Raw genomic sequence first — 16,541 nt, 5'->3', positions numbered from 1 at the left:
CTCCAAGGGTCAAACGGAACGGCCGGCGCGAAGCCGGCCGTCGACGCCGAGTATGCGCGCTTAGCGCGAGCCGCGCACGCGACGCAGTTCGTCGTAGATCAGCAGCACCGCACCGACCGTGATCGCGGAATCGGCGAGGTTGAACGCCGGGAAATGCCACGCGCCGACGTGGAAATCGAGGAAGTCGATCACGTGGCCGTAGACGAGCCGGTCGATCACGTTGCCGAGCGCACCGCCGAGGATCAGCGCGAGCGACAGGCTGAACAGCCGCTGCTGGCCGTGGCGGCGCAGCAGGAAGCAGATCACGAGCGTCGCGCCGATGCCGAGCGCGGTGAACGCCCAGCGCTGCCAGCCGCTCGCGGTCGACAGGAAGCCGAACGCGGCGCCGCGGTTGTACACCAGCACGAGATTGAAGAACGACGTCAGCGCATGCTGCGCGCCGTACGCGAACGTCTTCAGGATCGCGATCTTCGACAACTGGTCGAACAGGATCACGATCAGCGAAATACCGAGCCAGGGCGCGAGTGCGCCGCTGGCGGGTTTCGACAGGGTTTTCGCCATGGTCAGGCAGCGCTCCGGGTTTCGCCGTTTTCGAACAGGTTGGAGAAGCAGCGGCCGCACAGCGTCGGATGATCGGCGTGCGCGCCGACATCTGCGCGGTAGTGCCAGCAGCGCTCGCACTTCTGGTACGTCGACGCGGCCACGTCGACGCTTTCCTGCGCTTCGTCGTCGACCTTCACGACCGTCGCCGCTGACGTGATCAGCACGAACTTCAGGTCGTCGCCGAGGCTCGTGAGCGCATCGTAGCGCGCGCCGCTCGCATGCACGGCGACTTCGGCCTGCAGCGACGAACCGATGCGGTTCGCGGTACGCGCTTCCTCGAGCGCCTTCGTCACGTTGCCGCGCACGTCGCGCAGCAGCGCCCACTTGTCGATCAACGCGGCTGCGCCGTCGACTTCCGGATACGCGTAGTAGGTTTCCGTGAAGATCGTGTCGCTGGCCGGCTGGAACACCTTCCACGCTTCTTCCGCCGTGAACGACAGGAACGGCGCGAGCACGCGCAGCAGCCCGTGCGTTAGGTGGTACAGCGCGGTCTGCGCGGAACGGCGCGCGCGCGAATCGGCCGCGCTCGTGTACAGGCGGTCCTTCAGCACGTCGAGGTAGAAGCCGCCGAGGTCTTCGGAGCAGTACGTCTGCAGCTTCGCGACGACCGGGTGGAATTCGTACTTCTCGTAATGACCGAGCAGTTCCGTCTGCAGTTGCTGCGAGAACGCGACCGCATAGCGGTCGATCTCGAGCCATTCGTCGACCGGCACTGCGTGCTGCGCGAAGTCGAAGTCCGACAGGTTCGCGAGCAGGAAGCGCAGCGTGTTGCGGATGCGGCGATAGCCTTCGGTCACGCGCTTCAGGATCTCCTCGGAGATCGCGAGCTCGCCCGAGTAGTCGGTCGACGCGATCCACAGGCGGATGATTTCCGCGCCGAGCCGGTTCGCGACTTCATGCGGGTCGATGCCGTTGCCGAGCGACTTGCTCATCTTGCGGCCTTCGCCGTCGACCGTGAAGCCGTGCGTGAGCAGGCCCTTGTACGGCGCGCGGCCGTCGATCATCGACGCCGTGAGCAGCGACGAATGGAACCAGCCGCGATGCTGGTCCGAGCCTTCGAGGTACAGGTCGGCCGGGAACTGAAGCTGATCCTTGTGCGATCCGCGCAGCACGTGCCAGTGCGTCGTGCCCGAGTCGAACCACACGTCGAGCGTGTCGCGGTTCTTTTCGTACAGGTTCGCGTCGTCGCCGATCAGCTCGCGCGGGTCGAGCGACTGCCACGCCTCGATGCCCGACTGCTCGACGCGCTTCGCGACTTCCTCGAGCAGCTCGAGCGTGCGCGGATGCAGTTCGCCGGTTTCCTTGTGCACGAAGAACGCCATCGGCACGCCCCACTGGCGCTGGCGCGACAGCGTCCAGTCGGGACGGTTCGCGATCATGCTGAACAGGCGCTGCTTGCCCCACGACGGGTAGAACGCGGTCGCGTCGACGCCTTCGAGCGCCGTTTCGCGCAGCGTCTTGCCGCCGTCGCGCGGCGTCACGTCCATGCCGGCGAACCACTGCGACGTCGCGCGGTAGATGATCGGCGTCTTGTGGCGCCAGCAGTGCATGTAGCTGTGCGTGTACTTCTCGCTGCGCAGCAGCGAGCCGGCCGCGTTCAGCGCGTCGACGATCTTCGGGTTCGCATCCCAGATCGACAGGCCGCCGAACAGCGGCAGCGATTCGATATAGCGGCCGTCGCCCATCACCGGGTTGATGAAGTCCGAATCGGTCATCCCGTGCGCCTTGCACGACATGAAGTCTTCGATACCGTACGCGGGCGACGAGTGCACGACGCCGGTACCCGTGTCGGTCGTCACGTAGTCGCCCAGGTAGACGGGCGCGGTGCGCTTGTAGCCGGGGTGGGCCGACGCGAGCGGGTGGTGGAAGCGCAGGTTCGCGAGCTTCACGCCCGGCGCGGTTGCGACGACGCGGCCGGTCAGCTTGAAGTCGGTCATGCAGGCTTCGACGCGCTCTTCGGCGATGATCAGCAGCCCGCGCTCGGTATCGACCAGCGCGTAGACGATTTCCGGATGGAGGTTCAGCGCCTGGTTCGCGGGAATCGTCCACGGCGTGGTGGTCCAGATCACGATGCCGCCCTCGGCGCGCGGGAGCGCCGGCAGGCCGAATGCGTGCGCGGTCTTTTCCGGTTCGGCGAACGCGAACATCACGTCGATCGTCGGGTCGGTGCGGTCCTTGTACTCGACTTCCGCTTCAGCGAGCGCCGAGCCGCAGTCGAAGCACCAGTTCACCGGCTTCAGCCCGCGATACACGTAGCCCTTCTCGATGATCTTGCCGAGCGCGCGGATTTCTTCCGCCTCGTTGACGAAGTTCATCGTCTTGTACGGGTTCGCCCAGTCGCCGAGCACGCCCAGGCGCTTGAAGCCGACCTTCTGCTTCTCGATCTGCTCGGTCGCGTACGCGCGCGCCTTGCTCATCACTTCGGCGGCCGGCAGCGACTTGCCGAACTGCTTCTCGATCTGGATCTCGATCGGCATCCCGTGACAGTCCCAGCCGGGCACGTATGGCGCGTCGAAGCCGGCCATGTTGCGCGACTTGACGACGATGTCCTTCAGGATCTTGTTGACCGCGTGGCCGAGGTGGATGTCGCCGTTCGCATACGGCGGGCCGTCGTGCAGGATGAACTTCGGGCGGCCTGCGCTGGCCGCGCGGATCTTGTCGTAGATGCCGCGCTCTTCCCATTCCTTGACCCACTGCGGCTCGCGCTTGGGCAGGTCGCCGCGCATCGGGAACGGCGTGTCGAGCAGGTTGACCGGATACTTGGCCTGCGGTTTCGAATCGGCTTTCTTGTTGCTCATGATGGGATCGCTATCTAAATCGGGGGGACGCGCGAGCGTCGTGAATCGGGGATGCGCGCCGGTGAGCGGCGCGAGCGTGCGGCGCCGGGCGCCGCTGTCCGGATCAGCTAATTCGGTCGGTGGCCGACGTCGAGAAGCCCGTCGCGCGGCTGCCCGGCGCGCGGGCGCGCTCGATGAAGTAAGCGCGCGCATTCGCGACGTCCAGCGCGATCGCGCGCGACAGCGCTTCGAGATCGTCGAATTTCGCCTCGTCGCGCAGCTTCTGCAGGAATTCGACGCGGATGAGCTTGCCGTACGCATCGCCGTGCCAGTCGAGCAGGTGGACTTCGAGCAGCACGCGGCCCGAATCGTCGACGGTCGGGCGCAGCCCGAGGCTCGCGACGCCCGGCAGCGGGGCAGGGCCGAGGCCGTGCACCTGCACGACGAAGATGCCCGCGAGCGCCGGCCGCTTGTGCGCGATCGGCAGGTTCAGCGTCGGGAAGCCGAGGTCGCGGCCGAGCTTCAGCCCGTGCGCGACGTGGCCGCTGATCGCATAGCCGTGGCCGAGCGCCTGCGCGGCCGCATCGAGATCGCCGGCCGCGAGCGCGGCCCGCACGCCCGAGCTGGAGATGCGCGTGCCGTCGCTGCCGGCCACCGTGCCCATCTGCTCGACCTCGAAGCCGTATTGCTCGCCGGCCGCCTTCAGCGTGTCGAAGGTGCCCGCGCGTTTCGCGCCGTAGCAGAAATCGTCGCCGACCATAATCCAGCGCGTGTGCAGCCCGTTCACCAGCGTGCGTTCGACGAACGCCTGCGGCGACTGGCTCGCGAACGTGTGGTTGAAGTGCTCGACGACCACGCGGTCGACACCGTGATCGCGCAGCGCCTCGAGCTTGTCGCGCAGCATCGCGATGCGCGGCGGCGCGCCGGCCGGGTTGAAGAATTCGCGCGGGTGCGGCTCGAACGTCATCACGCACACGGGCAGGCCGCGCGCGTCCGCTGCCGCGCGTACGCGCGCGAGCAGGGCCTGGTGGCCGCGATGGACACCGTCGAAGTTGCCGATCGTCAGCGCGCACGGGGCGCGGCTCTCGGCGTTGGGCAGGCCGCGGAAGACTTTCACGATAGCGGATGCAGCGTCGGGGAATGGGCGGTGGGATGCCGCAAAGCAGAAGATTATAAACGTTCGGGCGGGCCGGCGGCCGAGAAGGCGGGAAACGCGGGGGCGAATGGTAAAATTCGCGGATGAAAAAACTCGTGATCCTGATTTCCGGTCGCGGCAGCAACATGGAGGCCATCGTCCGCGCGTGCGCGCACGAACGCTGGCCGGCCGAGATTGCCGCCGTGATCGCCAACCGGCCCGATGCGGCCGGGCTGGCTTTTGCCGCGTCGCACGGGGTGGCGACGGCGGTGGTCGACCACCGGTCGTTCGACGGCCGCGACAGCTTCGACGCGGCGCTCGCCGACGAGATCGACCGCTTCGCGCCCGATCTCGTCGTGCTCGCCGGCTTCATGCGCATCCTCACGCCCGCATTCGTCAGACGATACGAAGGCCGGCTGCTGAACATCCACCCGTCGCTGCTGCCGAGCTTCAAGGGCATCCACACGCACCAGCAGGCGCTCGACGCGGGCGTCGCGCTGCATGGCGCGAGCGTGCATTTCGTCACGCCCGAGCTCGACAGCGGGGCGATCGTCGCGCAGGGCGTGGTGCCCGTGCGCGCGGGCGACGACGCGGCGGCGCTCGCGCAGCGCGTGCTGAGCGTCGAGCATGTGCTGTATCCGCGTGCGGTCCGCTGGTTCGTCGACGGGCGTCTGCGCCTCGAGAACGGCCGTGCTGTGGTCGCGCCGGAAGAGGCGCGCTGGATTTTCGCGGATCAACCGCATACCGAAACGAGTGAGGGCGTATGAAGCTGCACGGATTCCTGATCGGCCAGACCGAGACTTTGCTGGCCGAAGTGCTGAAGTTTGCCGGCCCCGCCGACGCGACGACGAGCCGCTTCTTCCGCGCGCACCCGAAGCTCGGGCATGCCGAGCGCGGCGTGATCGCCGAGGCCGTGTTCGCGGTGCTGCGCCGGAAGATGGAGTTTTCGCACCTGGCCGAGAGCGGCACGGGTACGCCGGCGCGACGCCTCACGCTGCTCGGCCTGATGCAGACGGTCGGCCGCAATGCGCTGAAGCCGTTCCTGTCCGACACCGAGTCGGCATGGCTCGAGCACGTGTCGAAGATCGATCCGGCGAGCCTGCCCGTGCGCATTCGCACGAACCTGCCCGACTGGATTCACCAGGCGCTGTCGGCCCGTTTCGATGCCGACGAGCTCGCGCAGCTCGCCGCCGCGCTGAACTATCCGGCGCCGCTCGACCTGCGCGCCAACGCGCAGAAGGCGACCCGCGACCAGGTGATCGAAGCGCTGCGCGTGAGCGGCATCGAGGCGGGCGCGACGCCGTTCGCGCCGTTCGGCGTGCGCGTGGTCGGCAAGCCGGCGCTCACGCGCCTGAAGCTGTTCGAGGAAGGCGCGATCGAGGTGCAGGACGAAGGCAGTCAGCTGCTGTGCTCGCTGGTCGCGCCGCGTCGCGGCGAGATGGTCGTCGATTTCTGCGCGGGGGCGGGCGGCAAGACGCTCGCGCTGGGCGCGATGATGCGCTCGACCGGGCGCCTCTATGCGTTCGACGTGTCGGAAAAGCGCCTCGCGAAGCTGAAGCCGCGGCTCGCGCGCAGCGGGCTGTCGAACGTGAACCCGGTGCTGATCGACAGCGAGCACGACGCGAAGATCAAGCGGCTCGCCGGCAAGATCGACCGCGTGCTGGTCGACGCGCCGTGCAGCGGCCTCGGCACGCTGCGCCGCAACCCGGACCTGAAGTGGCGCCAGACGCGCACCGCGATCGACGAGCTGACGCCGAAGCAGGCGTCGATCCTCGCGAGCGCCGCACGCCTGGTGAAGAAGGGCGGCCGGCTCGTCTACGCGACCTGCAGCGTGCTCGACGCGGAGAACGAACGAGTCGTCGAGCAGTTCCTGGCCGACCATCCGGAGTTCGTGCTGGTGCCGGCGCAGAAGGTGCTGGACGACCAGCGCATCGCGCTCGAGACCGGCGACTACCTGTCGCTGTGGCCGCACCGGCACGCGACCGACGGCTTCTTCGCCGCGGTGCTCGAACGGCGCGCCGCGCAGTAACGACGGGCCGCACGGACGATGGAGAATCTGCAGAGTCGCCTGCTGTCGCACCGGCTGGCCTTGGTCATCCGCGACTTCCACCAGCCGGTGATGATCTGGCAGGCGGCGATTCTGGTCGGCGCGCTGGGCTTCGCATGGGTGGCCGCGCGCTTCGTGCACGGCCGGATCGATGCCCGCCGCCGGGCGGCCGGGCGCGCGCCCGGCGCGGGTGCGCAAAGCCTGAAGCGCGCATTGTTCCCGTTGTTCGGCGGCGTGTTCGTGGGCGTCGCGCAGCTCGCGTTCGACCCGTTCATGTCGACGTCGCTGCTGTCGCTCGCGCTCGTGCCGCTGTTCGGCATCGGGCTGATCTACGTGCTGTTCTTCTTCGCGCGGCGCGTGTTCGCGCGCGACGGCCACACGCATGCGTGGCTGTCGATCGTCGAGAAGATCGTGTCGACCGTCGTGTGGGCCGCGATGGTGCTGACCGTGCTCGGCATCCAGCGCGACGTGCTCGGCTGGCTCGACAGCGTGCAGTTCCGTGTCGCCAATGCGCACCTCACGCTGCTGTCGGTGATTTCCGGCGCGTTGTGGGTGTGCGTGACGCTGATGGTCGCGATGTGGCTCGGCTCGGTACTTGAAGATCGCCTCACGCGCGCGAGCACGCTCGACGCGAACCTGAAGGTCGTACTGTCGCGGGTCGGCCGCGCGCTGCTCGTGTTCGCGGCGATCCTGATCGGGCTGTCGCTCGTCGGTATCGACGTGACGGTGCTCGGCGTGTTCGGCGGCGCGGTGGGTGTCGGCCTCGGGTTCGGGTTGCAGAAGATCGCGAGCAACTACGTGTCGGGCTTCATCATCCTGCTCGACCGTTCGCTGCGGCTCGGCGACGCGATCAGCGTCGGCGGACTGCAGGGCGTCGTCACGCAGATTCGCACGCGCTACACGGTTGTGCGCGGCCTCGACGGCAACGAGACGCTGATCCCGAACGAGAAGCTGATCACCGACGTCGTGCAGAACCAGTCGTCGTACCTGACGCGCGGCTATGCGAAGGTCGCGGTACAGGTGGCGTACACGAGCGACGTCGAACATGCGCTCGCGCTGCTCGCCGATGCCGCGAAGGATGTGCCGCGCGTGCTGGCCGAGCCTGCGCCCACCGCGTATCTGGCGAGTTTCGGCGCGGACGGGATCGACCTGGAGCTCGGCTTCTGGATCGAGGATGCGGCGAAAGGCACGTCGGGCGTGCGTTCGAGCGTGAACCGCAACATCTGGCGGCTGTTCAGCGAGCACGGGATCTCGATTCCGTTTCCGCAGCGCGAAGTGCGCGTGGTCGGGTTGCCGGACGGTTTTCCAGCCGCGAACGCGGCGGAACCGCGCGACCCGGCGCCGGCCGGCAACGGTGCGCTGGACGGACGTGCGCCCGCTGCGTAATGCGTATCGACCGTCAAATGGTTCGACCCCGCGACCGGAACCGGATCGCGGGCCTTTTCGAGTCCGCCCGTGGACTGTTCCGGTTGCGTCAGGGCAAGAAAATGTTCATTTTTTACAAAGACTTGGAACGGTTGAAGTAAAATTCCGGTCTACACGCGGTATGCTTTCATTTTTATGACGCTTGGCGCGGGCCGGCGTCGCTCTCATCACAGGTAACTGCCTTGTTGAATTCCCTGCTCGATTTTCTTTCCCACGGGCTCCTGCATTTTTCGTGGTGGCAGGTCGCGCTGTTCGCGCTGGCCGTCACGCACGTCACGATCATCGGCGTGACGGTCTATCTGCATCGCTGCCAGGCGCACCGCGCGCTCGAACTGCATCCGATCGCGAGCCACTTCTTCCGCCTCTGGCTGTGGATGACGACCGGCATGCTGACCGGCCAGTGGGCCGCGATTCACCGCAAGCACCACGCGAAGTGCGAGACCGAGGAAGATCCGCACAGCCCGCAGACGCGCGGCATCTGGAAGGTGTTCCTCGAAGGCGCCGAGCTGTATCGCGCGGAAGCGAAGAACGAAGAGACGATGCGCAAGTTCAGTCACGGCACGCCGAACGACTGGCTCGAACGCAACGTCTATTCGAAGTACCCGATCCTCGGCGTGAGCCTGATGATGGTGATCGACGTCGCGCTGTTCGGCGTGCTCGGTCTCACCGTGTGGGCCGTGCAGATGGTCTGGATTCCGTTCTGGGCGGCCGGCGTCGTCAACGGCTTCGGTCACTTCTGGGGTTATCGCAACTTCAACTCGGCCGACGCGAGCACGAACCTGTTCCCGTGGGGCATCGTGATCGGCGGCGAAGAGCTGCACAACAACCACCACACGTTCGCGACGTCGGCGAAGCTGTCCAACAAGTGGTACGAGTTCGACATCGGCTGGATGTACATCCGCATCATGTCGGCGTTCGGTCTCGCGAAGGTGAAGAAGGTCGCGCCCACGCCTCGCCTGAACAAGCCGAAGACGGTGCTCGACCAGGAAACGCTGCAGGCCGTGCTGTCGAACCGCTATGAAGTGATGGCGAGCTACGGCAAGGCCGTGAAGCGTGCGTACCGTCAGGAGCTCGCTCACCTGAAGGAAATCGGCGGCGAGAAGTACCAGCTGATGCGCGGCGCGCGCAAGTGGTTCCACAAGGATGCCGACGGCCTCGACGAGCCGCAGAAGAAGCTGCTGCCGGAAATCTTCGCGAACAGCCAGAAGCTGCATACGTATTTCCAGCTGCGCCAGGATCTCGCCGCGATCTGGGATCGTTCGACCGCCTCGCGCGAACAGCTTCTCGCGCAATTGCAGGATTGGTGCCATCGCGCAGAACAAAGCGGCATCAAGGCGCTGCAGGAATTCGCGACGCGCCTGCGCCGCTACGCCTGATTCGAAATCGATTAGAATCTAAGGACGTCAAAAACCCCGCGTTGGCGGGGTTTTTTTATTGGGTCCGCCGGTTTTTTGAAGGGTAATCGGCAGGGCCGGATTCGTATGACGCATTGGGGCAATGCGGCAGTGTTGTTCCGGTGTGTGTTCAGGGGATGGGACCGGAGTAAGCGCTGAAGCGCTAACTCGGGTCGACCGCGAAGCATGGGGCCTGAGTAAGTGCTAAAGCACTAACTCCGGTCGACAGGAGATATGGAGATGCAATCGACGATCAAACCCGTCGAGTATGACCGGCCCGTCGCAGCAGGGACCGTATGCGGCGTGGGGCAGGCATGGGCCAAGGTGCCCGACGCACCGTCCGCCGAAGAGCGTGCCGCGCTGAAGGCGCGCATCAAGGCATTGCTCGTGCGTGAAAGGGCCGTACTGGTCGCACACTACTACGTCGACGCCGAATTGCAGGAACTGGCCGACGAAACTGGCGGCTGTGTTGCCGATTCGCTCGAAATGGCCCGCTTCGGCCGCGATCACGACGCGCAGACGCTCGTCGTCGCCGGCGTGCGCTTCATGGGCGAAACCGCGAAGATCCTGAGCCCGAACAAGCGGATCCTGATGCCCGACCTCGACGCGACCTGCTCGCTCGACCTCGGCTGCCCGGTCGACGAATTCTCGGCGTTCTGCGATGCGCATCCCGACCGCACCGTCGTCGTCTACGCGAATACCAGCGCCGCCGTGAAGGCGCGCGCGGACTGGATGGTCACGTCGTCGATCGGCCTCGAAATCGTGGCCGACCTGCACGCGCGCGGCGAGAAGATCATCTGGGCACCGGATCGCCATCTCGGCAGCTACATCCAGAAGAAAACCGGAGCGGACATGCTGCTCTGGCAAGGCTCGTGCCTCGTGCACGACGAGTTCAAGGGCATCGAACTCGATCTGCTGCGCGCCGAGTACCCGGACGCGAAGGTGCTCGTCCACCCCGAATCGCCGGAAAACGTCGTCGCGCAGGCCGATGTGGTCGGCTCGACCACGCAACTGATCGATGCGGCCGTCAAGTTCGACGCGAAGCGCTTCATCGTCGCGACCGATCTCGGCATCCTGCACAAGATGCAGCTCGCGGCACCCGGCAAGACCTTCATCGCCGCGCCGACGGCCGGCAACAGCGCCACCTGCAAGAGCTGTGCGCACTGCCCGTGGATGGCCATGAACGGCCTCGCGAACCTCGCCGACGTGCTCGAACGCGGTCACAACGAGATCTTCGTCGATCCCGCGATCGGCGAGCGCGCACGCCTGCCGATCGACCGCATGCTCGACTTCGCGGCCGCGCACAAGAAGCGCGTGCAGGCGAGCGGCGATCTGCAGCGCGACCAGCAACTGTTTGCGAACGTGGGGGCTGCATGAGCAACGCCGTCTCCCCGCTGTTCGACGTCGTTCGCAAGCAATACGGCGCGGCATTCGACGACGCCATCGCGCGCAACGTGGCCGATGCGATCGCGGAAGATGTCGGCACCGGCGATCAGACCGGGCGGCTCGTCCCGGCCGGAGAACGCCGTCGCGCACGCATCATCGTGCGCGAGGAGGCCGTGCTGTGCGGCGTGCCGTGGTTCGAGGCCGTGATCGCCCGGATCGATCCGGCGATCGTCGTGCAATGGCGCTATCGCGAAGGCGACCGGATGACGTCCGATTCGACCGTCTGCGAACTCGAAGGGCCGGCGCGCGCGCTGCTGACCGCCGAGCGCAACGGGCTGAATTTCCTGCAGTTGCTGTCGGGTGTCGCGACCGCGACGCGCCGTTACGTCGATCGCGTCGAAGGCACGCGCGCGAAGATCCTCGATACGCGCAAGACGCTGCCGGGTCTGCGGCTCGCGCAGAAGTACGCAGTGCGCGTCGGCGGCGGCGAGAACCAGCGTCTCGCGCTGTATGACGGCATCCTGATCAAGGAAAACCATATCGCAGCGGCCGGCGGTGTCGGCGAGGCGCTCGACGCGGCGTTCGCGCTGGCGTCCGGCGTGCCGGTGCAGATCGAAGTCGAGACGCTCGCGCAACTCGAAACCGCACTCGCGCATCGCGCGCAGTCGGTGCTGCTCGACAACTTCACGCTCGACATGATGCGTGAAGCGGTGCGCGTGGCAGACGGCCGGGCGGTGCTCGAAGTGTCGGGCGGCGTCAATTTCGATACGGTGCGTGCATTCGCGGAAACCGGGGTCGATCGCATCTCGATCGGCGCGCTGACGAAGGACGTGCGCGCGACGGATTACTCGATGCGAATCGTCGACTGACCGCGCCCCGTCGATCAGACGAAAAAGCCGTTGGCGTGCAAACGCCAACGGCTTTTTTCCTGTGCGGCCGCAGCCGGGAAGGGCGTGCGGCTCAGCGACGCGTACGTGGCGTGAGCACGCTCGGCAGGGCCTTCGGCAGCGAGTTCGGCCAGTCGCGGCTGTAGTGCAGCCCGCGGCTTTCGCGGCGCGAGTGTGCGCTCTTCACGATCAGCGTCGCCACGTCGACGAGGTTGCGCAGTTCCAGCAGATCACGCGTCACGCGGAAGTTCGCGTAATACTCGTGGATCTCGTCGCGCAGCAGGGACAGCCGGTGCTTCGCACGTTCGAGACGCTTGTCGGTGCGCACGATGCCGACGTAGTTCCACATCAGGCGGCGCAGCTCGTCCCAGTTGTGGGCGACGACGACTTCCTCGTCGGCATCCGACACGCGGCTTTCGTCCCACGCGGGCAGCGCGGCGGGCGTTTCGGCATCGAAACCGGCAGCCTCGATCGCCTCGGCCGCCGCGCGGCCGATCACCAGACATTCGAGCAGCGAGTTGCTCGCGAGCCGGTTCGCGCCGTGGAGCCCGGTGTACGACGTTTCGCCGACCGCATACAGGCCCGCGAGATCGGTGCGCCCGGCGAGGTCGGTGACGACGCCGCCGCACGTGTAGTGCGCGGCCGGTACGACGGGAATCGGCTCTTTCGCGATGTCGATGCCGAATTCGAGGCAGCGCGCGTGGATCATCGGGAAGTGTTCGCGCAGGAACGCTTCCGGCTGGTGGCTGATGTCGAGATACACGCAGTCGATCCCGCGCTTCTTGATCTCGAAGTCGATCGCGCGCGCGACGATGTCACGCGGCGCAAGCTCGGCGCGCGGATCGTGCGCGGGCATGAAGCGCGTGCCGTCGGGCAGCTTCAGCAGGCCGCCTTCGCCGCGGACGGCTTCCGAGATCAGGAACGATTTCGCATACGGATGGAACAGGCAGGTCGGGTGGAACTGGATGAATTCCATGTTCGACACGCGGCACCCCGCGCGCCACGCCATCGCGATGCCGTCGCCGGTCGCGGTATCGGGATTCGTCGTGTACAGGTAGACCTTGCCCGCGCCGCCGGTGGCGAGCACCGTATGCGGCGCTTCGATCGTGATCGTGCGGTCGTTGTCGACGTCGAGCGCGTACAGGCCGTGACAGCGGCGGCCGGGCAGGCCGAGCCGGTCCGACGTGATCAGGTCGATCGCGTGGTGGTTCTCGAAGAACGTGATGTTCGGATGCTGGCGCGCACGCGCCGACAGCGTCGCGAGCACCGCATGGCCGGTCGCGTCGGCCGCATGGATGATCCGGCGGTGACTGTGGCCGCCTTCGCGCGTGAGGTGGAAGCCGAGTTCGGCGGCATCGTCCTTCGTGAACGGTACGCCCTGCGAGATCAGCCATTCGATCGCTTCGCGGCCGTGCTCGACGATGTAGCGCGTCGCGCCTTCGTCGCACAGGCCGCCACCGGCGACCAGCGTGTCGTCGACGTGGTTCTCGATGCTGTCGGCCGAATCGAGAACGGCCGCGATGCCGCCCTGCGCGTTATCGCTCGCCCCCTCCATCATCGACCGTTTCGCGATCAGCGCGACGCGTCGCGTGCTGGCCAGATTGAGTGCGACCGACAGCCCTGCCAGGCCGCTGCCGACGATCGCCACGTCGAATTTCATGCTGCATCTCCATCGTTACGCTTTTGTCTTGTGCATTCCGGCGGCCGTGGCCGCGGAAAGGGGAGAGCATACCGCGTCGCGCCGGAGCGTGCGCGCAAAACAAAAAGCCCCGCATGTGCGGGGCTTTTCGGTCGCCGTCAGGCTGGCAGAAACCGGAGATTACTTGATCTTGGTTTCTTTGTATTCCACATGCTTGCGGACGACGGGATCGAACTTCTTGATCGCCATCTTTTCCGGCATGTTGCGCTTGTTCTTCGTGGTCGTGTAGAAGTGACCCGTACCAGCGGTCGACTCGAGCTTGATCTTGTCGCGTGCGCCTTTTGCCATGATTGTGCTCCTTGGGCTTAGGCTTCGCCGCGTGCGCGCAGGTCAGCGAGCACGGAATCGATGCCGTTCTTGTCGATCAGGCGCAGGCCGGCGTTCGAGACGCGCAGGCGCACCCAGCGGTTTTCGCTCTCTACCCAGAACCGGCGGTTTTGCAGGTTCGGCAGGAAGCGGCGCTTCGTCTTGTTGTTGGCGTGGGAAACGTTGTTGCCGCTCATCGGCGCTTTCCCAGTTACTTGGCATACGCGTGCCATGAGAGCACTCCTAATACGCTAAATTCGGGGTTCGATCGCCGATGAAGGTTCCATCGCACCGCCACGTGATCCATGGCTGCACTCAGAACGCCGAAGCCCATACAGACAAGGCCCTTCGATGGCTAGAACTGGTTGGAAAAAAGACAGACGGCGATTCTAGCAGAAAAAGTTCAGAAAAATCAAACCTAATTTCGCTTCGCCGTTGCGGCGCCGTCGGACGGGCCGCAACCGCACAGTCTACAGCCAACCGGCCCGTGCGAACGAAAAAGTATCGCAGGTGCCGATGACGACGTGATCGAGCAGCCGCACGTCGACGAGCGCGAGCGCATCGTGCAGCACGCGGGTCAGGCGCCGGTCTTCCGCGCTCGGCTGCACCGCGCCCGACGGATGGTTGTGGGCGACGATCAGCGCCGCGGCGTTGTGCACCATCGCGCGGCGCACGATTTCGCGCGGGTAGACCGCCATGCGCGTGAGCGAGCCGCGCGTGATTTCTTCCATGTCGATCACGCAGTGGCGCGCATCGAGGTAGACGGCGGCGAAGACTTCGTGCGGGCGCGCGCCGATCTTCAGCCGCAGATAGTCCTCGACCGCGCCGGGCGAATCGATCTGCTTCTTCTCGCGCGCTTTCTCCTTCAGCACGCGCAGCGTCTTGAACTGCGCGACCAGCGCGCGGGCGGTGACGAATACGTCGTGCCCGGGCTTGCCGGTGCCGAGCAGCAGCGCGATCAGTTCGTCGTCGGTCAGGGCGTCCGGCCCGCGCTCCAGCAATCGTTCGCGCGGCCGCTCGGGCCGCCAGTTGCCCGGACGGCGCTTGCTTCGGCGGATCGGGATCACGCGGCCGGACGGCGCGGCGGGCGGATCGGCGGCGTCGCGACATTCGACGGGCGGCAGGGGGACAGCAAGGCAGGATGACAGCATGCTCGAAACTCCATTGGCGGCGGGCAGTGTGCGCGACGTCGTCGCACTTTCCGCCTTGCGCGCTCAGGTGACTTACAATATTGGCTTTGCGCCGGGCCTATCGGCCGTATCGGGCGCCGACCGAACGAGTAATTCATGAGCCTCATCGATCTATCCGAAGTGAAGCCCGGTTCCCACGTCACGTTGCATTACCGGCTGGCACTGGCCGACGGCGCCGACATCGTCAACACCTTCGCCGACAAGCCGGCCACGCTGCTGCTCGGCGCGGGGCAGCTGGCGCCGTCGCTGGAACAGATTCTGCTCGGGCTCAGGGTCGGTGACCACTCGACTTTTCGGCTATCGCCCGAACAGGGGTTCGGTCCCCGCAATCCCGACATGCTCCAGCGCGTGACGCTGTCGACGCTGCGCGAGAACGGGATGGTCGGCGACGATTTCACGCCGGGCGAGCTGATCGAGTTCAACGCGCCGGACGGCGGCCGATATGCCGGGGTGCTGAAGGAAGTCGGCGAAACCTCGGCGCTGTTCGACTTCAATCATCCGCTCGCGGGCCAAGCGCTCACGTTCGAAGTGAAAATCATCGGAATCCTGTAATCATGAGCACCACCGATACACTGTCCGGCCAGACCGTCGCAGCCGATGCCGAAATCCTGCTGGCCCAGCCGCGCGGTTTCTGCGCAGGCGTCGATCGCGCGATCGAGATCGTCGAGCGCGCGATCGCGATGCACGGCGCGCCGATCTACGTTCGTCACGAGATCGTCCACAACAAGTACGTGGTCGAGGATCTGAAGAAGAAAGGCGCGATCTTCGTCGAGGAACTCGAGGAAGTGCCGGCCGGCAATACCGTGATCTTCAGCGCGCACGGCGTGTCGAAGGCCGTGCGCGACGAGGCCGACGTGCGCGGGTTGCGCATTTACGACGCAACCTGCCCGCTCGTCACGAAGGTGCACGTCGAGGTGGCGAAGATGCGTCAGGACGGCGTCGACATCGTCATGATCGGGCACAAGGGCCATCCGGAAGTCGAAGGCACGATGGGGCAGGTCGAGCGCGGCATGCATCTCGTCGAGAGCGTCGAGGACGTGCAGAAGCTCGAGCTCGCCGATCCCGAGCGCATCGCGCTCGTCACGCAGACGACGCTGTCCGTCGACGACGCCGCCGAGATCATCGGGGCGCTGAAGGCCAAGTATCCGAAGATCCGCGAGCCGAAGAAGCAGGACATCTGCTACGCGACGCAGAACCGCCAGGATGCGGTGAAGTTCATGGCGCCGCAGTGCGATGTCGTGATCGTCGTCGGCAGCCCGAACAGCTCGAATTCGAGCCGCCTGCGCGAAGTGGCCGAGAAGCGCGGCGTGGACGCGTACATGGTCGATGCGCCCGACCAGATCGATCCGGCATGGGTCGCGGGCAAGCGCCGCATCGGCGTGACGGCCGGCGCGTCGGCGCCCGAAGTGCTCGCCCAGGCCGTGATCGCGCGGCTGCGCGAGCTGGGCGTGCGCAACGTCCGTGCGCTCGACGGCATCGAGGAAAACGTGTCGTTTCCGCTGCCGCGCGGGTTGAACCTGCCGCCCGCCGCCTGATTGACGCATCGCACCCACGGAACACCGCAGCGCGCCTCCCGGCGCGCTTTTTTTTGTCTGTCGGAATTGCAATCGCAACCATTATTCGTACTCAAGGTGCAACCCGGTTGCTCTGGCTGTTCGAAAGCGTTTCTCAAAATTGGTTGCAATGCAGGAA

At 66.0% G+C, this 16,541-nt stretch carries 15 protein-coding genes; 8 read left to right on the top strand and 7 right to left on the bottom strand.

All coding sequences use genetic code 11. From position 1 onward, the window contains the following. Nucleotides 1-60: 60 nt before the first annotated feature. From lspA to WJ16_RS12915, 3 genes are all read right to left on the bottom strand, one after another. On the bottom strand, nt 61-561 hold the full coding sequence (gene lspA / locus WJ16_RS12925; RefSeq protein WP_069257387.1) for a signal peptidase II: 501 nt from the start codon (nt 559-561) through the stop codon (nt 61-63). Nucleotides 562-563: 2 nt separating this feature from the next. After that, nucleotides 564-3,401 carry an isoleucine--tRNA ligase gene (ileS, locus tag WJ16_RS12920; RefSeq protein ID WP_069257386.1) on the bottom strand — a complete coding sequence of 946 codons (2,838 nt, stop codon included), beginning with the start codon at nt 3,399-3,401 and terminating at the stop codon, nt 564-566. Between the two features lie 103 nt (nt 3,402-3,504). Continuing rightward, entirely contained in the window at nt 3,505-4,497 is a 993-nt protein-coding gene (locus WJ16_RS12915) for a bifunctional riboflavin kinase/FAD synthetase (RefSeq protein ID WP_069257385.1), read from the bottom strand. 122 nt (nt 4,498-4,619) lie between these two features. On the opposite strand from WJ16_RS12915, the gene purN reads away from it, so the two are divergent. The 6 genes from purN to nadC all read left to right on the top strand — a co-directional run bounded on the left by purN (nt 4,620) and on the right by nadC (nt 11,636). Then, nucleotides 4,620-5,282: a phosphoribosylglycinamide formyltransferase gene (purN, locus tag WJ16_RS12910; RefSeq protein ID WP_069257384.1), complete on the top strand. Its 663-nt coding sequence runs from the start codon at nt 4,620-4,622 to the stop codon at nt 5,280-5,282. After that, the gene (locus WJ16_RS12905; RefSeq protein ID WP_069257383.1) at nt 5,279-6,544 is read left to right on the top strand and encodes an RsmB/NOP family class I SAM-dependent RNA methyltransferase; all 1,266 of its coding nucleotides are present in this window, start codon (nt 5,279-5,281) and stop codon (nt 6,542-6,544) included. The genes purN and WJ16_RS12905 overlap by 4 nt, the downstream gene beginning before the upstream one ends. 18 nt (nt 6,545-6,562) lie before the next feature. After that, entirely contained in the window at nt 6,563-7,948 is a 1,386-nt protein-coding gene (locus WJ16_RS12900; protein ID WP_069257382.1) for a mechanosensitive ion channel family protein, read from the top strand. A 221-nt stretch (nt 7,949-8,169) separates the two neighbouring features. Then, a complete protein-coding gene (locus WJ16_RS12895) occupies nt 8,170-9,363 on the top strand; it encodes a DesA family fatty acid desaturase (RefSeq protein WP_069257381.1) in 1,194 nt (397 codons plus the stop codon). A gap of 258 nt (nt 9,364-9,621) precedes the next feature. Then, nucleotides 9,622-10,758 carry a quinolinate synthase NadA gene (gene nadA / locus WJ16_RS12890; RefSeq protein WP_069258053.1) on the top strand — a complete coding sequence of 379 codons (1,137 nt, stop codon included), beginning with the start codon at nt 9,622-9,624 and terminating at the stop codon, nt 10,756-10,758. Continuing rightward, nucleotides 10,755-11,636, top strand: a complete 882-nt coding sequence (gene nadC / locus WJ16_RS12885; RefSeq protein WP_069257380.1) for a carboxylating nicotinate-nucleotide diphosphorylase — start codon at nt 10,755-10,757, stop codon at nt 11,634-11,636. Before nadA ends, nadC begins: the two co-directional genes overlap by 4 nt. Nucleotides 11,637-11,727: 91 nt before the next feature. Here nadC and nadB read toward each other — a convergent pair whose 3' ends face one another. The 4 genes from nadB to WJ16_RS12865 all read right to left on the bottom strand — a co-directional run bounded on the left by nadB (nt 11,728) and on the right by WJ16_RS12865 (nt 14,810). Next, a complete protein-coding gene (nadB, locus tag WJ16_RS12880) occupies nt 11,728-13,314 on the bottom strand; it encodes an L-aspartate oxidase (protein WP_069257379.1) in 1,587 nt (528 codons plus the stop codon). Between the two features lie 159 nt (nt 13,315-13,473). Beyond that, complete coding sequence (gene rpmG, locus WJ16_RS12875; RefSeq protein WP_006478046.1) at nt 13,474-13,641, bottom strand: 50S ribosomal protein L33; 168 nt, start codon at nt 13,639-13,641, stop codon at nt 13,474-13,476. 17 nt (nt 13,642-13,658) lie between these two features. Continuing rightward, nucleotides 13,659-13,892: a 50S ribosomal protein L28 gene (rpmB, locus tag WJ16_RS12870; RefSeq protein WP_004186391.1), complete on the bottom strand. Its 234-nt coding sequence runs from the start codon at nt 13,890-13,892 to the stop codon at nt 13,659-13,661. Between the two features lie 237 nt (nt 13,893-14,129). Continuing rightward, nucleotides 14,130-14,810, bottom strand: a complete 681-nt coding sequence (locus WJ16_RS12865; protein ID WP_069257378.1) for a JAB domain-containing protein — start codon at nt 14,808-14,810, stop codon at nt 14,130-14,132. Nucleotides 14,811-14,945: 135 nt separating this feature from the next. Here WJ16_RS12865 and WJ16_RS12860 point away from each other — a divergent pair, with 135 nt between their 5' ends. Beyond that, entirely contained in the window at nt 14,946-15,401 is a 456-nt protein-coding gene (locus WJ16_RS12860) for an FKBP-type peptidyl-prolyl cis-trans isomerase (RefSeq protein ID WP_069257377.1), read from the top strand. A gap of 2 nt (nt 15,402-15,403) precedes the next feature. Then, nucleotides 15,404-16,384, top strand: coding sequence for a 4-hydroxy-3-methylbut-2-enyl diphosphate reductase (ispH, locus tag WJ16_RS12855; protein ID WP_011352949.1), 981 nt, complete (start codon nt 15,404-15,406; stop codon nt 16,382-16,384). Nucleotides 16,385-16,541 lie beyond the last annotated feature (157 nt).

The organism is Burkholderia metallica (assembly GCF_001718555.1).
GTDB classification, from domain to species: Bacteria; Pseudomonadota; Gammaproteobacteria; order Burkholderiales; family Burkholderiaceae; genus Burkholderia; species Burkholderia metallica.
The sequence above is the reverse complement of the archived record's forward strand: the minus strand, read 5'-3'. Positions and strand labels throughout refer to the sequence as shown.